This is a genomic window from Spirosoma fluviale (genome assembly GCF_900230225.1).
Taxonomy (GTDB): domain Bacteria; phylum Bacteroidota; class Bacteroidia; order Cytophagales; family Spirosomataceae; genus Spirosoma; species Spirosoma fluviale.
This window is the reverse complement of the sequence record NZ_OCNH01000009.1, coordinates 71188-92738: the sequence shown is the minus strand read 5'-3', so window position 1 is coordinate 92738 and position 21551 is coordinate 71188. Positions and strand designations below refer to the sequence as shown.

Annotated in this window: 2 protein-coding genes; both read right to left on the bottom strand. The window is 52.0% G+C overall.

What is annotated here, in order from left to right; all coding sequences use genetic code 11:
* Window positions 1-49 precede the first annotated feature (49 nt).
* A complete protein-coding gene (locus CRO74_RS29640; RefSeq protein WP_097131660.1) occupies window positions 50-8530 on the bottom strand; it encodes a non-ribosomal peptide synthetase in 8481 nt (2826 codons plus the stop codon).
* 10 nt (window positions 8531-8540) lie between these two features.
* Window positions 8541-21551 (bottom strand): non-ribosomal peptide synthetase, encoded by a 13011-nt coding sequence (locus CRO74_RS29635; RefSeq protein ID WP_179830341.1) that lies wholly within the window; start codon window positions 21549-21551, stop codon window positions 8541-8543.

The following is a 21551-nucleotide window of genomic DNA, read 5'->3' as shown; positions in this document are numbered from 1 at the left end:
CGGTAAACACTAGTTCTCTTATTGACTGGGGAATTGGCCTTTTGCCTGGTCAGGCTTCCTGCAACGCCACGATCTGTTCATTCAGGTAGTCCTGAATAGCGTGAATACTCTTGCATTGCACAAACCGGCTGGCCTTCAGCAAAACGGAGTACTGCTCCATCAGGCGATTCATCAGGCGAATTTTCACCAGCGAATTAACCGGCTCGGTAAGTTGCTCATGGGGCAATAGCGCGGCCACATCGATCCGCAGAATAGCGGCCAGTTCGTGCCGAATTTTGGCGGTAACGTCGCTGTCTGGTTCGGATGCTTCGGCGAGTGTAAAACGACCAGCGAGTGTTACATCCGGTGCCTCAATAGCGTAACCATCCGCCACGGAGGCACCCGGCAACCAGTGACGTTTTTTCTGGAAGGGAGTTGTAGGTAATGGTATCCGGCTACCGGGCATCACCTTCATAATGTCGTACCAGTCGACCCCAAAACCCGTTGTCCAAAGTGACGCTATATCCTCAAAAATAGCCTGGCTTAAACTCTCGCGCAGCAACGTAGCAAACCGACTTTTAGACGAAAGCCGTATCGGCGATTCAACTGGCGTAAGCGGAGCATAAACACCTTCTGCCGGTTGGCGGGTCTCCACGTACTCACTGATTTTTTGACTTAATTCGGCGAGACTGGTCGCAACAATGGCTATTCGGTGAGCAAAATGGTTCCGTCCGTTAGCCAGTGTGTACGATACATTTGCCAGCGATACCGACGGATGATCGGCCAGATAGACGAGCATCCGCTGTAGCAGGTCGTTCAATTGCTGATGGCCGGGTGCCGAAAAGCAGAAAAGGAATTGATTGCCAGCGGGAACGGCAGGCTGGTTCGGGCCTTCTTCCACAACCATAAATACGTTGGTTCCGCCAGCGGCAAATGAACCAATACCCGCCCGCCGAAGACCAGCAGGACCAGCAAGCCAGTCGGTCGGTTGCTCAACAAATCGAAATGGACTCTGCGCTATATTGATCAGCGGGTTGACGGGCTGGTGATTGATTGTCGGTACCAGTTTACGATGCTGTAATTGCAACAGAACCTTAGTCAATTGCGACAGACCCGAAGCGGCTTCGAGGTGGCCAATATTCGACTTTACCGTACCAATTGGAATGGATTCGCTGGGTACATGCGCCTTGAAAAATGTTTTCAGTGCCGTAAATTCAACCGTATCGCTGAGGGGAGCACCGTTTGCTGCCGACTCGACAAAGGAGATCGTGGCCGGGTCGACGCCCGATTGCTCAACTGCTTCGGTCATCAGATCGACATACGCCTGACTGTTGGGCATTGAATACCCGCTACTCCTCCCGCAATGATTGGATGCACTACCTTTAACGACGCCATAAATGAAATCGTGGTCCCGAATGGCTGCCTCAAGTGGCTTCATAACCACCATACCCAAGCCCTCGCCGGGTACGTAGCCGTCCGTGTTACCAAAACTCCGGCTAAGGCTGGTATCACTACTGATAAGCCCTAATTTTTGCAGTGCCTGATATTTGCTTGGGTGTAGGGTAAGATTGATGCCCCCGGCCACGGCCATCTGACAATTGCCCTGCCGTATGTTTTCGCAGGCGAGGTGAATTGCCATTAGGGAAGACGAGCAGGCCGTGTCGATGGCAAGACTGGGACCTCGAAAATCGAAGAAATGCGAAATTCGGTTGGCCAGCGACGAATAGGAATGCAAAGCCAGCATCGCCCGCTCGTCCGGATCATTGGTCAGCAAATGATAATGTTCATACATGCAGCCGACAAACACACCAACCTTCGTATTATCGGTCTGATGGGTTTCTTTCAGTTGGGCAACGCTCCAGCCAGCATCTTCCAGCGCACACCATACTGATTCCAGCAACAGACGAACCTGCGGATCGAGGTAGTCGGCTTCATAGGCGCTGATCCCGAAAAAGGCCGCATCGAACTGGTCAATATCCCGAATAAACCCGCCCGAATCCCGCGTCGACAACCAGCGATCTGCCGGTATCGGCCCAATGCCGTTACGTCCTTCGTATAGGTTTTGCCAAAACGTATCCAGATCGTCGGCCATCGGCACCCGCACGTTAACGCCAACGATGGCAATATCCTGCATCCGCCGAACCGGCGAATCGCCAATGGAAATCCGTTTGTCAGAATCCGTTGAAGATGGGTTGGACGTAGCAGCCATATTGGAAGCGTAATCGTAGGCCCCTCCGAGCAACGAATGAATCAGTTGTGACGATGGTGCCAAACGAAGTCGATTTCGGATGTATTCGTAGTTGAATCCGCCAATAGGACACAAGCCAAGACAGTAGCGACTCTGCGATTGTATCCAGCTCTGACCGCTACTTCCCGCCCGAAGCAAGGCGTTATGAAAAGCCGCTTCACCATCCTGTTGCTGAGATTGTATTGAATCACTAACCAGAAAAATACTGAACGCTGATGCCTGGTAATGCGCGCGATTAAAGGGCGTGTGGCAATTAACCAGGCCAGTGTCTTCAATTAACTCGCTGACATCTAGACGGTTCAATTCTGCATTATACCAATAATAACCAGCCTCCAGCGATTTTACAGAATTGGGCTTCACATAAATCAGTATCCGAAGGCTAGCGGCCATAGTGACGGTTTCCTGTTTCAGCCAGTCGATCAACTGCGCCTGGGGAATGAGCTGACCCGTAAATTGCCGCTTGGCTGACCGCTGACGATAGGTACTTGAGGTCATGCCCGCACCGGTGGCTGCCAGCGCGATGCGGGTCTGGTCCGGCTTGAACACCCGAATCTGGAGGTGACGGTTTTCGAGTTCCTGCTTCTGTTCGGCGGTGAGCCGACTGTACTTTAATTCGTTCAGTTCATCCGCCTGTCTGAATGCAAGTGTTTCTGGTTGTCCGACGGTTAGCTGGTCGAAGAGGCCGGTCGATTGCCAATGCCGAGCTGAGGAGCCAGTTGTGCCAACGAGCGCGTATGTAAAGACGTAGCGCCCGTCTAGTTGTAAGTCCGTTCGAATGGCTTCCGAATTAAATGCCGTCGTGGTGGTAAGTTGCAGCGCCCCTCGTTTATCGAACAACAGTTGGCCCGCATACCCGGCATCGAGCGTAATAAAGTAGGAACTGACGTTCAGGTACAAGGGCTCGATCGCATCAAGACAGCCCACGAAGAAAACCACAAAAGCAGCTTCGTCAACCAATCGGGCAGCTGTTGACTTGGTATATGCCGAAAGCTGACGCTGGCCGCTCAAAGCATAGAGCGCATGTTCCAGCGGATGATAGTAATAGTACCCAGCCGTGATGCCTTCAATCCGATCGGGCTTCACATACACATACGTTTGCAGTGGGTAAACCCCACCGGCCGACGGATAGGCATAGCGCATTTTCCCCTCGTACTCAAGAGCTTTCAGATTTTCCAGCCAGGCAGAAAATTCGTTGAACGGCAGCACTTCCTCCAAAACACTTGCTGCCGGCTGGTGTACAATCGCTGGTGCCGGAGCCGTCGTTTGTTTCAGGTAAGTTCGCAGCGTACGCAACGTACTGACTCCCAGCAGTTCTTCAACCGATACGTCGCACGCAAACTGTTCGGATAAACTTTGCGCTAAATTGATGATTGTCAGCGACGTAGCACCCAGTTCAAAAAAGTTAGTATTTTCCTGAATTGCATCGGTCAGCCGCAATTGCTGTTGCAGGAAGGTTTGAACAAAGGCCATTAAGTCAGCCACCAACGCATCATTATTGACCGGTTTGGGCTGTGTCGTTTGTTCTATTTTAATGGCCACCCTGTCGATTAAAGTCGCCGAAGTAGCATCCGGCAATTTCTGAAATGTATGCTGCAAATAATCCTGAATACCCTGGAGCGTAGGATTCGCCATCACAATGTCGATGGGCAATTCCAGTTCTGCATCCTTCCCGGCTACTTGCTGGAGCACATTAATTAGTGTAAACGACGTAGCGCCTAACTCAAAAAAGTCGCTGGTTGCGCTCAGCTTTGTTATCTGAAGGCTTTCTGTCATGGCCTGAGCGAACTCACTGACCAGTCTGGTTATTCGTTGCGCCGTGTCATTCGATTCGGCCAGCTTCTGCTCAGCATCGCCCGTTGCGGCTGGCACTGGCCAGGGCAGAGCATGGCGGTCCAGCTTTCCATGCACCGTAACCGGCAACGTATCCAGCACGACTATGTGTTGTGGCAGGCAGTAGGCCGGTAGCTGTGCCGCCAGTTGACGACGCACATCAGTCAGGTCGAAGTGGTTCGATACGGTCAGGTACGCCACCAGACGAGGGTCGGCACCAGCCGCATCCTGCACAAGCACCACCGCTTCCCGAATCGTATTAATTGCCAGCAAAGCCAGCTCAATCTCACCCAATTCAATGCGTAACCCCCTGATTTTTACCTGAAAATCGCGCCGACCAAGAAATTCAATGTTCCCATCGGTATCATATCGTCCTTCATCACCGGTTTTGTAGAGCTTAGCCGAAAACTGTGGGTTAATCGGATTGTCGATAAAGCGTTCCTGGGTCAACGCAGGGTTATTCAGATACCCTTGCGCCAGCCCAACGCCAGCCAGGTAGAGTTCACCCGTTTCGCCTACCGGAACTGGATTTAGGTGTTCATCCAGAATATGAATCTGGATATTCGCAATGGGCCGACCGATGAAAACTTTTTTATCAGCCCGTTTTTCGCAGTTCCAGTACGTTACGTCCACGGCAGCTTCCGTTGGGCCGTAGAGGTTGACCAGCACAGCTGCCAACTGATCGGCATGGCGCTCGATCAGCGTATAGGGTAACGCTTCGCCACTGGTAAAGATGTACCGGAGCGTTTGGCAGGTAGACACCTGTGGTTCATTCAGGAAGACCGCAAACATGGACGGCACAAAATGACAGACCGTTACGCCCTCCTGATTGATAAGATTAACTAAATAGCGAGGATCACGGTGACCATTTGGTTTGGCCACCACGACCGTAGCGCCCATCATCAAAGGCCAGAAAAACTCCCATACCGACACATCGAAACTATAGGGGGTTTTCTGAAGAATTTTATCGGAAGTCTGCAATGGATACGCGGCCTGCATCCAGAGCAATCGATTGGCTATTGCCCGGTGAGAAATCATGCACCCTTTAGGCTTACCCGTCGAACCAGACGTATAGATAACGTAAGCCAGGCTTTCCGGATCAGACACAACGTTCGGATTATGTGCGGGATAGCTTGCGTAAATCTGATCAAACTCCCGTTGGCAGTTGATACGTTGACCGTCGAAGCGTTCCACCAGATGCTGGTATGTATCCTGCATACACAGCACTCGTACGCCCGCATTTTCAAGCATGTGCGCTATTCGTTCGGCGGGTAACGACGGATCAATTGGCAGGTAGGCTCCTCCTGCTTTTAAAATCGCAACCAGGGTCAGGACCATTTCATACGAGCGATCCATCAACACCGCAACTACCTGATTGGCGGCCGTTCCCTTATCCCGCAGGCAGGCTGCCAATGCATTAGCATTAGCGTTGAATTCACCATAATTTATCGACTGCCCGTTGACTACCACAGCCGGATGGGCAGGCTGCTCAGCAGCCCGGGCTTCAATATGCTTGTGAATGGGCGTTGTGAGATCATACGGCTGAAAGGTATCATTCCAGGGGCCGGTAGAACTGTTGATCAGCTGGTCAGTTGTGGCATCAACCGTAGCCGTTGCTACGTCGTCCTGCAGTATAGAAAAGTCGTGCATAGTCCAGGCGTTGGGTGTAGTGGCAACGTAATCGAGCAGGCGGATGTAAGCAGAAAATAACGATGAAATCAAACCCGCAGGAAACACGCCCTCCGTCTCATCCCAGTGAAAATGCAGGCGGTCGCCAATGGCAAAATTGATGACATCCAGAAACACATTGGGCGTGGTACTGAGGCTGTATGAAAGCCGGAAACCGGGATCAACGAACAGCGACTGGGTATCGCTGATGAGGTTCGTGAAGACATACGGATATTGTTGCTGCCGGAGTCGGCTATCTGTGGCAGCGGCCCGCTGATAACCACTGAGTCCCGATACAGACGAGTAATACACATCCTGTCGATTTTGGCGATCATTAGCCAGGATGCGGTCTGTGAGTGAACGGGGTGCTTCTGCCGGACTGGTGATCCAGCTAACGAGCGTAAAATCACCCACGGTCGTTTTCAGATCGGACTGGTAAATCGGGCGGTCCCAGTTTACCATCACCAGCGTAAACGGCTGCGCATCAGGCTGAGCTTGCTCAAGAACATATTGATACAGACTGAACAGCAGTACGCCTGGCTCGACGCCAAGTTCCTGCGCTTTTGCAACGAGTTGAGGCCAGGCATCAAACTCATAATCATGGCGAACACGTCCCGACGAAGCAGCTACGGCTCCCTGACCAACGGCTAAACGCGGGGCGACCGGGAGGGTAGCGAATTTGTCTTTCCAGTACGTCCACGCAGGAACCGACGCTTTCGAGAGACTAAACTGCTCCAGTTGGACGACGTGCTGCCGAAATGAAAACGTTGGCCTGGGCAGCACGTACGTTGCGTCCTGATAGTGTCGAATGAGTTGATAAAGGATGGTGTTGATGCTTTGTCCATCGAAAACAAGGGTATCGAACAACACATGCAATACGGCCGAAGCGCCCTCAAAACGACTCACCGCCACCTGAAACAAAGGCCATTGCGATAGCACAAATTCGTGGTTCACGAACCGTTCCCGTTGCTTCAATCGTGCCTGTTGAATCCCGGATTTATCCGGTCCGACCGATTGGGTTTGAATGGCATAATGTCCCGGATTCGTCAGTACCTGTTGCTGATTTCTAGCCGGAAAGACAACCGCACGCATCATGTCGTGGGTGCCAATGAGGTCATTCAGCGCCGTTTCCAGGCGGGCTACGTCAATCGTTTCGACCTCAAATTCATAATACACGCTGCTGCTGGTCCGGGATTGCCCTTGCTGGCGATTGCGTCCGAAACAATAAGCCTGTTGCAAGGCCGTCAGCGGAAATACCGAATTGGCCGTAGCTGCTGACTGAGGTAAATTCCTGGCTTCGCCTGTATTGATGAAAGATTTGCTGGTTGAGGCCACCCGATTGAGCAATTGAGCCACCGTTACATCGGAATCGGTTTCCGGCTCCATAGCGGCAATGGCTAGTAACGTATTGACGTACAGGTGCATGGTGCTCTCTGCCCATTCGGCACCAACCACTTCGTCGACGTAATCGAATTTCAGGTGTAGTTGACCATTATTACTAAACACCTGATGATCGAAGAATATCTGAGGAGTTTGCGAAATCGAGTACGTCAGTCGGTCACGCCAGGTAGACTGTTCACGGGCAAGTGTATTGAGTAAGCTGGTGAATACAACCGGAATCGAATACGATGACGCTACGGACTGCGCCTGCTTTAGGGAACGAAGTACAGCAATACCACTGACTACGCTATGATCGAGGTCATTCCAGAGTTGCTTCTGATGCTCGGCAACTACTTCCCGGAGCGGCAGCTCCTGACGTACTGACGCCTGAAAGATGGAGGAAGAAATAAACGGCCCAACAATGGTATCGACCTTTGGCAATACCGGAAACCGGTTGAAAAACGTCATCAGGATGGGATACTGGCCTGGTTCACGACGAAAAAATAGCGACTCAGCCAGTATCGTTACCAACAACGCCGAAGCGGAAACCTGCTGCTGATCGCAGAAACGCTGTATCCGTTGCCAATGCCCTGCCGACACGATGAAACTGCGCGTCTTGCGCTCAAAATACACTCCATTGGAAGGTGTTTTGGTGGTTTGAGGGAACGGGGCAGGGTCGGCGGGCAGAGTGGCCAGCTTAGGCTTCCAGTAGTTTTCCAGTTGCTGTTGAGCCTTTCCGGGCGATGATACTCGCTCCAATTGCTGCTGATAGTCCGAAAACTGAGCCGATGGACTGGTCAGAACGTGTCCCTGATAAGCTATTTCCAGTTCGCCAAGCAGCGTTTCTACGCTCATGGCATCGGCAATCCACTCGTCGATGCTAAAATGCAGTACAGCCGCGTCGATGAATTTAGTGATACATAACTGAAAATAAGGCCACTCATCGGCTGTATAAAATCGGTGAGATAACTCCCTCCGTACTGCCATCAACGTTTTGTTTTCTTCGTGAAACAGCCCATCGACTGGTGTCGTTGGAATCTGAATTACCGGGGTGTCGCTCCGAAGTTGCTGAGTACCGTCCGTTCTAATCTGGGTTCTCAATATGTCATGCCGGGCCACTACGAGATTCAAGGCGTCCTGTAGTCGATCGTTTTCAATCGCATCGAATCGAAATTCGCAGTAGTAATGGCAGCCTACGCGGTCTGATTTGGCACCAATGGATTTGCCTACCAGAAACGACGTCTGAATATCGGTCAATGGGTAAGGGCCCGATCGGTTGGTCCTATCGGCCAGATTCGAGGCTGCCGGCTGGTTCGACAGGTCAGATGGAACAGCAACAGGCCTTTTAGCGGTCGTTTGTAAGCGCCGGGACAGCCAGTCACGCTTCTGCTGCTCTGACCAGGTATAGAATTGGGTAGTTTCCATGCTGAAGGCGTTAAGACTGATAGTCGTTGAGTTGTCCGAATAATAGGTTTAACTCTGTTTCGGAGAGCGATTTCAACCAGTCTTCGGTATCCATTGGTTTGTCTGGTAACTGCATCGGAATTGGCAGAGTGGTCAGGTGTTCCTGAGGTGCCCGATCGTCTACCGACGCACGGACGCAAGCCAATAACTCATTGGCCGTGGCGCAGGCCGACAGTTCCTGCGAACGTAGCGCAATCCCGAATTTTTCGTTCAGAGCGAAGCGAAAGCGGGTGATACTGATTGAGTCCCAGCCAAAATCATTTAATGGCCGATTCAGGAGCACACCACTATCCGGCAGTTTCAATAAGCTGGTCAGGGTTGTCAGCACTTCGTCCGATACAGGATCTGTTGGGCTGGTTACCGTTGCAATCGCCGGTTTTTGCACCACTGGCTCAACAGACAGACTCGCTGTTTTGCCAAACGGCACACACCAGCAGGACTGCTTATCGAAAGGATAGGTCGGGAGTGCAATCCGGTGGTTTCTGCTGCCCGAGTAGAGACTCCAGTCAATCGTCAATCCCCGTGTCCAGAGCGTAGCCAGAAGCGTTGGATTACGAGAATCCAGGGCTGAACGTAGCAGAAGCTCATTGGTCACAGCGTCATCGGAGAGTAGTCCATCAACCCCTTTCGAGGTATCGTAACAGGCAATTTTTCCGGCCGAAACCAGCCCGTCTGTCTTTTGCCACTGCTGTAGTAAGGCGTGTAAATCGGCCACAGTACGGGCAACGAAGGCCACCCGGACTGGCATAGGCATTCGTCCAACCTGGAATGTATAGCCAATGTCCGCTAACGTACTGCCGGGCTGTTGATCGAGGTAAGTTGCCAGATCGGCTACGTATCGACGGAGCGTTTTCTCGTTTTTAGCCGAGATGGGTATAATGACTTCCTCCTCCCTATCGACGGGTAGTTGCGGTTTGACGGGCGGTTCCTCCAGAATAATATGAGCCACCGTTCCGCCCGCCCCGAACGAATGAATCCCTGCCCGCCGAACCGGATTAACAGGGCTGGCTGCCCACTCGATAGTGTGTTCGGAAATACTGAATCGCGATCCTGTCAATTGAATGTTCTGATTCAGTGTCGATAGCTGTTGATTGCCGGGCAGCGTCTTGTTTCGAAACGCCAGGATAAGTTTCAGCAAAGCCGCCACGCCCGATGCACACTCCAGATGACCCATAACGGGTTTCAGTGAGCCGATGTAGCCTGCTGGTCCATCAGCCTGCCCATACATATCGACAAACATATTGACTTCAACAGCGTCCGACACGGTTGCGGCTACCCCATGCGCTTCGACGTAACTTACTGTTGCGGGATCAATGGCTGCACTCCGCAGAGCTGAGCGAATGGCCTCCCGATGACCGATTGGGTTGGGAGCCGTTAACCGCATACTCCTGCCTCCGTGTGCAATGCCCGTTCCACGCACAACAGCATGAACGGTGTCGCCATCCCGAACCGCCTGATCGAGGGGTTTCAGGACAAAAGCACCCACGCCTTCGCTCGGTATGTAGCCGTTAGCGTCGGTATCGAAAGTTCGGATAATTCCGTCCGAACTAAGCATCTCGGCTTTGTCGTAACTAATTAGTGTCGTTGGCGTGAGCAGCAAATTGACGCCACCAATCATGGCCATCTGGCATTCGCCCGCCCGAATAGCCTGCACGGCCTGATGAAGAGCCACCAACGTACTGGAACAGGCCGTATCGACCGACAGGCTGGGCCCGCCTAAATTCAGTAAGTGCGAAATACGATTCGCCAGCATGGCTCTCGACCGGCTCAGGGCATGATACGCATCGACCGGAATACCACTTTGCTGCAACACCTGCTCATATTCGCCCGAACTGGCTCCGATATAAACCCCAATGCTGGTATTGCTGAGGTCGGCGGGAACGTAACCTGCATGTTCCCAGGCTTTCCAGGCACACTCCAGCAACAGCCGTTGCTGCGGGTCCATAATCTCGGCTTCGGCGGGCGATATGCCGAAGAACAGCGGGTCGAACTGGTCGACACCGTCAATAAATCCGCCCCACTTAATGCCCGTCTTACCAGGATCTGTCAACGGATTGCCGTAGACAGTGTGCCAGTCCCAGCGTTCGGCCGGTATCTCAGAAAGCACAGGCTGACCAGTGGTCAATCGGCTCCAGAAATCATCCTGACCTGCGCAACCCGGCAGCATGGCGTGCAAGCCGATAACAGCGATGGGCATTGACATTGCTCCCGGCTCCGTACTGACTGATACGGGTTCTGGTTTTTCGACAAACGTAGGCTTGACCGGCTGAGTTGCCGATGTTTTGTTAACAGACGTTGCATTCAGCCGGTCGATATGTTCGCTAAGTAAATAATCGGTTAGTTTCGAGGCAGTGAGGTGTTCGTAGAAGACGTTAACGGGCAGGTCAATGCCGAATACGGGCTTGAGCAGCCGAGTCAGTTCTTCCAGTTTAATCGAGTCAAACCCAACATCATTCCAGTTAGCAGCCGCAGAAAAAGCAGCCGTTGGCACTTTCACTATGGCGGATGCCGTATTGATGAGCTGGCTTAGTATCCGCGGTCGAAAGTCGGGGCCTGATAGTGGGGCAGGTGACGGGGGCATCGAGTCAGCGGTAGCCGTTGGTAGGATTGGCACCTGCGTATTGACTTTATGTTCCGGAGCGTTAGGAACCAATGCGCCGATAGCTTCCGGCACCCAGTACCGTTGCCGCTCAAAGGGATAGGTTGGCAGCGAGACCTTTTGGTTGCTATCCGCCCGGCGGAGTTGCACCCAGTCGATGGTGCCACCACGAACCCAGGTTTCAGCTAAAGCCCGAAGGTTATTTTGCGTCCACCAGCTAGCAATCTGCGCCGGGTTGGCATCTGATGCGGCAAAATTTGTTCCGCTGGTAAACAGGCGTTCCGACAATTCGCCCGCTACGTATGCCTGCAACTGGCGGTATAATTCGTCCAGCGTTTCCGCAATAATCGCTATTCGTTCGGGCTGATGCTCACGCCCAATTTGAAGGCTGTAGGCTACATCACCGGCGGAGGGCAACGCATCAGTTGGTAGCAGTGATGTTGTGGAGCTACTGGCCTGATCGATATAAATCAGTAGGTCGTCGAAAGACGGGGTTGTAGCAAAGAACGATTCTGATAAATTACGTCCGAACCGGGCCGACAGTAAATCCGCCAACCGAAGCAGCATACCCCGATTGAATTCCAGATCGCTTAGCGACAGAGCTGTATCGACAACATCAATCTTGAATTCATCCCAAAAAAGTGTTTTCAATTCTGTCGAAAGGCGCGCATTTCTTTGGATTTTCGGACCCACTCCTCTCCTCTCCAGAGATGATTGTGCGTTGAGCAGAAGTTGCCGGAGAACTGACTGATTTTTAGCCGAGAAGATAAACAGCTGGGGGCGGTTCTCTGCGAACGGTGGTTGGCTCGCATTCGATTCATACTCCTCAATGATTACATGGGCGTTCACTCCTCCCGCTCCGAATGAACTGATGCCCGCCCGACGTGGATGCTCGGTCAGTTGCCCATGCTCATCTGGCAAAACCGGCCGTTTCCATTCGCTCAGCTGACGCTGTACAACAAAAGGCGTATTGTTAAATTCAATGTTCGTGTTCAGTTCGGCGGCATGAATAGACGGCACCAGGCACCGGTATTTCAGCTGTAAACATACTTTGATCAGACCCGCAATGCCCGAAGCTGCTTCCAGATGCCCAATGTTCGATTTGGCCGAACCGATAGCGCAGAACTGCCTGTCGGACGTTTGAGCGGCAAATGCTCTGGTCAGACCCGTAATTTCAATTGGATCGCCCAGCGAGGTGCCGGTGCCGTGGGCTTCGATATAGCTGATGGTACGTGGATGAACATCAGCCTTACGTAGCGCTTCCTGAATCAGTGCTGTCTGAGCATTTGGGTTGGGAACCGTGTAGCCATTTGTTTTACCATCGTGATTGATGTGAACCGCTCTGATGATGCCGTAAATAGAATCATGGTGCTCAATAGCCCGTGATTTCTTCGTCAGGATAACGACCCCTACGCCTTCTCCGGCCACAAACCCATCGCCCTGATTACTGAAACTTTTGCACTTCCCTTCGGCAGAAACCATCTTCATCTGGGCATGCATGAGGTACTTATGCGGATGGAGAGATAGGTTAATGCCGCCAACAATGGCCATTTCACACTTGCCATTGGTAATGGCATCAACTGCGAGGTCCAATGCCGTTAGGGATGATGAACACATTGTATCAACCGCCATGCTCGGCCCATTAAAGTCGAACCAATGCGATACCCGGCTGGCAATTGACCCGGAACTGGACCCCAGCGAAACCGGGTTTCCGCGTTCCATCTGCTCGACACCCAGCTGTTGGTATTCGCTATACATCACGCCAACGTATACCCCAACGCGTCCGCCAAACTCTTTATGCAGGCTTTCTTTAGTGTACCCGGCATCTTCCAGAGCGGCATACGATCCTTGCAGAAAAAGACGCTCCTGCGGGTCAAGCAGTTCAGCTTCTGCGGGTGAGATGCCAAAAAACAAGGGATCAAAACGATCGGCATCACGGATAAATCCGCCCCATTTAGAATAAATTGTTCCCTTATGATGGCGATCAGGATTAAAATACGGCTGGTACGCCCAACGCTCGGCCGGAATTTCCGTAATACAGTCAGTTCCAGTGGCGAGGTTATTCCAATATTCATCTACCGAATCGGCCTGTGGCATCCGGGCGTGTAAGCCAACGATCACGATAGCATCCGTGTCGGTAGTTTTGTCGGTAGTTACGAAAAGCGGCTCGGCAACTGGCTGAAGCTCGTCTGGTAGCGCCGTTACGTTCCTGCCGAAGTAAGTAGGTAAGTTGGCGGGCTGATGGTCAACAATCCGACGGGCGGTTTCGTCCAGATTCCGGCATTCAAAAAACAGCGTTTTAGGTAAGCTCCCCAAGTCGTTGTTTAGTTGCTCATTGAGGGCAACAATCATCATGGAGTTCAATCCTACTTCATCGAACGTGGTTTGCAGCGTAAGCCGATCTGACGAGCAGCCGGTCACGTCAGCGAATTGGGTTCGCAGATAGTTACCCAGTTGTACCAGAATACCATCCGTCGACTCAGTTGGTACAGGCTTGTTGGCCGGTTCCGAAACGTTTGATACCGGCGCTCTGAAGAGCGACTTGGCTTTGTCCGTTGATAACCAGAAGGCATTCTGCTCAAACGGGTAGGTTGGCAGTGGTATTTTCCGGGTAGACCGTTCCGGCTTATACCCAATCGATTGCCCTTGAATCCATGCGTTAGCAACGGTTTCAGCGGCCATCCGGTCGACCAGAAGAGGTTCACTGGACAACGACGCAGCGCGTCCGGTGAATACATCTACAGCCGGACTATTGACACTAAATGCTTCAAGTTTTGCCCGTAAATCTGCTGGCTTATGGCATATAATCGCCAGACGTTCCGCAAAGACTTCGCGACCATTGGCAAGCAATTCCACTACGCTGGCGAGCGAGCAGGTTGGATTTTCGGTTATCCAGTCGATGTATTTTCGAGCGTACTGCACCAGTTGGTTCTGGCTGGCAGCCGATAGTACGAATGCATACGGGCCCGCTGTTTCGGGTGCGCAGGCAGATAAGGCCGGAGCCTCTTCGACAAGTACATGCGCCACCGAACCTGTGGACCCAATCGAATTTATCAGGGCCCGGCGACGCTCGGCACCCGTTGTCGGTTGCCAGGGTGTCAGCGCTTCGTTGATGACCAGATCGGACTCATCCAGATCGAGCATTGGATTGACTGGATGCCTGACCAGCGATGGCGTCAGGTAACCTTTCTGGAGTTGTAGCAATACTTTTATTAGCTGAGACAGGCCCGATGCTGCTTCTAAATGACCCAGATTTGGTTTAACAGAACCGATAGCACAAGTGCCCTTGCGATTTAACTCAGTAAAAACCTGCTGAATCGCACGGACTTCGGTGGCATCGGCAATGCTGGCACCCGTAGCCGCAGCCTCGACGTAGTTAATCGAATTCGGGTCTATCTGGGCGTTTTGTAATGCATACAGGAGCGACTTGGCCAGTCCGTCAAGGCTGCTCATGCCGAAGCGGGGCGTTTTGCCGGTATGCCCAATCGAGGTTGCCTTAATAAGTCCCCAGATGTGATCCTGCTGTTTGGTAGCGTCTTCTGCCCGACGTAACAGAATTACCCCGGCACCCTCGCCAATAACGAGACCATCGGCTTCTTCGGAGAAAGCATGGCTCTGCCCGGTTCGTGATAGAATCGAATTTGTACACAGAGCCGACTGGTGATACGTATGGCCGATCAGGTTGACACCCGACACAAGAGCAAAATCGCATTCGCCCCGACGTAGGCTCTCCTGGGCCAGATGCAGGGCGGTTAAGGACGCCGAGCAGGAGGTATTGACAACGACGCTGGGCCCGGTAAAATTGAAAAAATAAGAGATTCGATTCGCCAGCGATGCCGGTAAGGCAGGCACTTGAGCCACCTGCGTCTGTTGCCAGTTTTCAAGTCCCACATGCTGATAATCATTCCACATGACACCGGTGAACACGCCCACCCGCTTTCCGTTTGTCTCTAAATCAGCGGCCCGGTACCCTGCATTTTCCAGACATTCCCAGGTCACCTCCAGCAGAAGTCGTTCTTGTGGATCGATGGTACGGGCTTCGGTTGGTGCTATTTTGAAGAGGTAATTATCGAACCGGTCAATATGATTGAGATAACCGGCAACCGTCGAGTAAACCCCCGGCTCAGTGCCTGTCAGTTCCTGACGATGCACAGCATCACATGTCGTTGTGCAGCCGCCCCGTTCCAGTATCGCCCATAATTCATCGGGCGTGCTGGCTCCAGGAAATCGCAACCCCAGACCAATCACAGCCACATCTGTTGACTTCGTTCCGCTCGGCAACGTCGCTGAAGGCTCTTTTGGTTGAGCAGCCAGCCTGTACGTATAGCCACCACCCACAAAACTGTGGATCAGCCGGGCGGAGTCCCTGAGTTGCAGATCATGATGAATAACGTCGGCATACACGCCACCAATGGGGCAAACACCGATGCCGAACCTTGCCTGATTATCCATCAGACACTGGCCGATTCGTCCTCCGTCGAGCGCGGCCCTTACTGCGCCAAAGTCGTTAAACTGAGATCGGTACGCAGCCTCATCAGCCACCAGAAACAGCGAAAACGATGCCTTTTCGTAATGACTCCGATTAAACGGGTTATGAATCGTTTTAAGGTCTTTGGATGCCCGTGCGGGTAGTTGAGTCAGTTCCTGCCGGCCAATCTGATACGTATAATAACCTTCCTGCATACCAGAAACAGCTTGTGGCTTGAGGTAGATGTAGAGATTGATTCGACGTAGTAAACTGACTGGCAGTGTTTGCAGCCACTGGACCAACTGCTCGGGAGCAAGCGGAGTTTTAGTGAACTGCCGCTTCGACCGACGGTGGTAATACCGCTCCGGCGAATAGGATTCTCCAGCCAGTTTTATCTTCGTCTTGTTCGCCCGCTCCTGGCGAACGGTTGCCTGATAGTGCTTAACAAGTGCCTGTTTTTCCTGGTCCGACAGATAACGGAAGTCCGTATTAGAAATAGCTTGACGGCGTAAGCGCTCCGGCACGATACGATCACTGAGCCTTACGACATCCGAAATGGACGTCAGCGTGGGTCGAATTTGCTCGTAGGTCGATACGTCGAAGCCTAGCAGGCTGGTTATGACCTGATGATCGCCGGAAAGTCCGATTTCTCGGGTTAAATCGTCTGCAAAAACCGACAGTTGTGCTTCGTGCAGACCGATGCCTTTGACTTCTTTTTGCAGCAGTTGCAGCATATATCCAGCCTCCACAGAAGCCAGGGCTATGCAGGCGTCTCCGTAGATGGATTTCAGCATTCGCAAATCTGCCGCGAGTACCATGATGAATGCCGCCTGAGGAAATATAGACTGATAGTCCTCCGGTATCCGTTGAGGCCAGGCATTGCTGTTTCCTTCGCTTAACTGATACAGCACGTGTTCGGCAGGATCGTATTCATACCATCCCGCCGATATGTCCTCAACAGCCGCTTCCCGAATATAGAGGTAACTTTTTACGGCATAGCTCCCCCCGGCAGATGCATACTGGTACGTCTGCCCATCTTCTGTTTGCTGACAGCTAAGCAGATTCAACAAGTCAGCAAGTTTCGTTTTTGACAGTGGCTGAGCGGAATAGCCGGACAACGTAGACGCCGTTTCCTTAGTGCTGTTTTTAGCAGCGCCCTGGCTGTCAGACTGTACCGATTGAGTTTGTTGAATGTGATTCAGAATGCCCGCTATCGTTGGGTTATCCAGCAATACGTCCATCGGAAACTTCTGATTCAACGAAGCCGATAGTTTTCGGGCAATATTGACGATCGTAAGCGAGGTTGCCCCGGCATCGAAAATATCAGTCGTAAGGTCCAGCGTTGGTACATTGAGGGCCTGGCAGAACGTAGACAGCACCAGCGCCTTGATCTCGTCTGATGAGCGAGTCGGCTTACCCGTTTGGGAAGTTGATGCGGGTATTGAAGACGTCGAAACCAGTTCTTTAGCGGGCGCTACGTCTTTCCGGCTAGTCAGGTAGTGAGTCAGCCCGGACAGCGTAGCGTTTTCCAGAAAAACTTCCATTGGTATTTTCACCGACGTCAGTTTCTCAATTTCTTTTGCCAACTGGATGATTGTCAACGAGGTACAGCCCAACTCGAAGAAATCATCATCGGGTGCCAGCGTTTGTACATTGAGACGACGCTTTATCAGTGCCGTCAGTTCAGCTTCCCACTGAACCGTTTCTTGCGATTGAACCGTGCCGGTTGATGACGTTGCGACCATTTCCAGGATCTCGTCGGAGCTAACCGGCCAGGGCAGGGCTTTCATGTTGATCTTCCCATGATCGGTGAGTGGAAACAAGTCGATCTGCTTCATCACGTTCGGAACCATGTAGACCGGCAGAAAATGACGGATAGCCGCTTTGATCGCTTTTGCCTCTAACCGATAACCCGGCTTCACGATCAGATAGGCAACAATTTTGGGGTCGTCTGTCTGCCGATCCTGCACGACCACGATGCAATCGCTGACGCCTTCATAGCCGACAATGGCGTTTTCGATCTCGCCTAATTCGATCCGGAAGCCCCGAACTTTCACCTGAAAATCGGACCGGCCAATGTATTCAATTTCACCGTTGGGCAACTTACGGCCCAGATCACCCGATTTGTAAAGTCGCCCGGAAGCGCCGGGCACCAACGGATTCAGAATAAAACGCTCTTCGGTTAATTCTGGCCGTTTGAGATAGCCTCGTGTTACGCCCAGACCACCCACATAAAGTTCTCCCGTTTCGCCATCGGGCACCTGTACCTTGCTCTCATTCAATATATATACCTGTAAATCAGGCAGTGGGATTCCGATGTTACTGGCCTGATAAGTCAGGTCATTCATGCGAATCGGTTTGTAGGTAACGTGAACGGTCGTTTCCGTAATACCGTACATGTTGACCAGCGTCGGCTGCTGATCGCCATACTTGGCAAACCAGTTCTTCAAAATATGAAACTCCAGTGCCTCACCGCCAAAAATGACGTAGCGTAACGCATTTGTGCGGTTTGGCTGTTGCAGGTCGATCTGAATAAATTGCCGGAAGGCCGTTGGCGTCTGATTCAATACCGTTACCCGTTCCAGGCAGACCAACTGATAAAAGGCGTCGAAGGAGCGCGAAACCTTGTAGGGCACAATCACCAGACGGCCACCATACAGTAACGCACCCCAAATCTCCCAAACTGAGAAGTCGAAAGCATAGGAATGAAACAGCGTCCAGACGTCGGTGCGGCCAAAACCAAACAATGGCTCCGATGTTGTAAACAACCGGTCTACGTTGTAATGACAGACCATCACCCCTTTGGGTTTTCCTGTCGATCCAGACGTATAAATGACGTACGCTACGTGGTCGGGGCGGACAGCTACCCTCGGGTTAGTGATAGCATACGGGCGAATATCATCCCACTGGCCATCAACAAAAATGACTGGAGTACGTTGCTGTACCGGCAGTTTATTGGTTAGTGCTGTTTGCGACAGCAGAAAGGACACCTCGGCATCTTCGACGATAGTTTGCAGCCGATCCGTTGGGTACGTTACGTCCATTGGCACATAGGCCCCGCCCGCTTTCAGTACGCCAAGAATACTAACCAGCATATCGACGGAGCGGTCGAGAAATAGCCCGACCAATACGTCTGGTCCAACGCCCTTCCCAATCAGATAATGAGCAAGTTGATTGGCGCGGCTGTTCAGCTCATCGTAGGTTATCTGTTGTGATTCGAAGGTCAGCGCAATAGCCTGAGGTGTTTCCCGAACCTGGGCTTCAAAGAGATGATGGAGGCATCGGAATCCGTCTGCATGATCATGTTGTGTCATAGAAAAATCCGGGGAAGTTTCAGAATACTCCTCAGCAGCAGGTTGCAGGAGCAGGTTTTCGAGAGATGTACAATAGGCGTTGAACATAGCCTCGATGGGAAGTTCCTGCCAGAAAGCCGTTTTATAATCCCAGTTCAAGTGGAGCCGATCGCCCTCAACAAACGTGATATTATCCAGAATGACACCCGGTGTAAATGAAACGCCATACCCGATTTCCACCGATTCAGGAAGATCATTCGCGTCCATCAAACTCGTGAACACGACACCCGTTTGCCGACCCGTGGCAAGTAGCGCCTTGTTCAGGACGCCAATGCTTCCGCCTAGTCCATGACGATAGTCCTGCACCAGAAGATCCTGATAGTCCTGAACACGAACAGGTTGATCGGCGGGAAAACTGACCCCAGTAATAGACGTAAACTCACCAACCACTTGCTCGGCCTGTGGTACTCGATCCGTTGGGCGATCCCAGTGAACCCACGACAGGGCGAATGCCTCCTTGTCGTTACTATACTGGCGAAGCGTCTCAGCATAAGCCGTTAATAGGAGCACATTGGGGTCAATTTGCTGATTCGCAGCAAGATTCTGCAATTGACCCCAACCCGAAATTACCCGACTGAGCCGATTTTTTTGAATGCTCCCGGCAGCGCCTGGGGCGACCGAATGATTAAAAACGGGAGCAGCAGGAAGATGCCGATATCGACTTTCCCAGTAGTGCTGATCGTCCAGACTGGTGGACGCTGAAATTGCCATTCGAACCGATTTGTAATCAATGGCAGGCAGCGGATAGTTCGGTTCAAGACTACGCTGGAATAGCTGCCGGTATACCGTAAAGAGGCTCTTCCCATCCGCAATAAGCACACTAAGGTGCAGGTGCAGCCGAAGCCGTTGGTCATGCAGCTGGGTTATTTTCAGGTCGAACAAGGGCCAGGAAAGTGGATCAAATTCCTTGGCGAGCATTAGCTTCCGACGTAGTTCGGGCGATTCACGCGCTTGGTCCTGTACCACGATGTGATAGGCTGGTACGTCAGTCAGAATGGTTTGTGTTCCTTCGCAGGTTACGACCGAACGTAGACTCTCGTGATGCAGAATCAGCTCGTTCCAGGCTCGATTGAGTTCACGCACGTCAATGCCCGCTACGTCAAACTCCTGGTAAATGCTGCAGTTGTTATTGGGCAGCGAACCAGCCAGGTGATTAAACAGAATTGTCTGCTGTAACGTAGTCATCGGTAACGGATCGACTGGCTGCGGTTGGGTTATCTGTTCCCATGATACATCTGGGCGAGCCAGATACTGAATTTGCTCACAGAATGCCCTGAAATACGGTTCGGGTTGCTGCTCCGGGAATGCTTCGCCCACTACGTCCCAGCGGACATGAAGGCTACCGTTTCGCTCCAGTAATTGATTGTCCAGGTAAACCTGTGGCGTTTGTGTAATGGAATAGTTTAGCGTATCGAACCAGTTATCGGCTTCGTAGGTGTTCAGGTTGCCCACCATACTCGTGAAAACCACCGGAATAGAAGCCTCTTTGGGAATGGCCCGTTGCGTTTTCAATTCCCGAACAGCCGTAATTCCACTGTATTGACTGTGTTCGATGTCTTCCCATAGCTGGTTCTGACAACGAACAATTTTTTCGGCAAAAGCGACCGACGGTTCCTTGTCAACGCAGTGGATGCTGGTTGACACGAAGGGGCCAAGTACGTCGTTGAGTTGAGGGTGTAAGGGTAATCGGTTATAATACGTAGTAATAATTCCGAAGTGATGGCTGCTGGTTAATTTCCCCAGGACCTCCGTAAAGGCAACCAGCAAAACAGCCGTGGGTGAGACATTAAGCCGTTGCGCCCGCTGTTTGATGACCTCCCACTCAGCCGCTGGCAGGGTATATTCCAGCGCTCTGCGCGTGAAAAATGATTGACCCTCCGGTCGGTTTTTGGGCAAATCCAGGAGGTTATCAGCAAAGTAGGGGGCGGTTAATTTCCCAAGCCAGTACCGGCGATGTGTCTGAAACCGGTTCGTTTTTTCGAAGTCACGGGTGGCCACAACAAAATCGCGAAAGGATACGGTCAAAGGTGGCAGCTCCTGAATACGGCATTCATACAATTGCTTCCACTGGTGCAGCAGCAGTTTAATACTGAATGCATCCACAATCCACTCGTCGATGCTGACGTGAATCAGGGCATGGGAATTGTCTAAGCGCGTAATGCGGATGTCGTAAAGAGGAAACTCTCCACACTCGTAAATTTTATGCGACATTTCCCGACGTATCGCCGTCTGGTGCAACGCCTTTTCTTCGCTGGTCGCTTGCCTGAAGTCGTAGGTAGGGAATACACAGGTGGGTGCCTGCTCCCGAACCGTTTGCGTACCGTCGGCTTCTACCACGGCCCGGAGCATATCGTGATGCTGAACCAATACGTTCCAGGATTGGCTCAACCGTTCAACATGCAGTCGATCTATCTTTATTTCAAAGTAAGCATGGCAACCCACCTTGTCATAGGTCTCGCCCCAGTATTTCCCGACCAGGAATGACTCCTGCATGTCCGTCAGTGGGAAAACCTGGTTTTTCTGGGACGTTGAAACACGAATAATCGGATAATGCTGGTCCAT

Excerpts from the sequence above, each read along its gene's own strand:
- CRO74_RS29635 (WP_179830341.1), bottom strand. The coding sequence starts at position 21,551 with ATGGACCAGCATTATCCGATTATTCGTGTTTCAACGTCCCAGAAAAAC.
- CRO74_RS29640 (WP_097131660.1), bottom strand. The coding sequence starts at position 8,530 with ATGGAAACTACCCAATTCTATACCTGGTCAGAGCAGCAGAAGCGTGAC.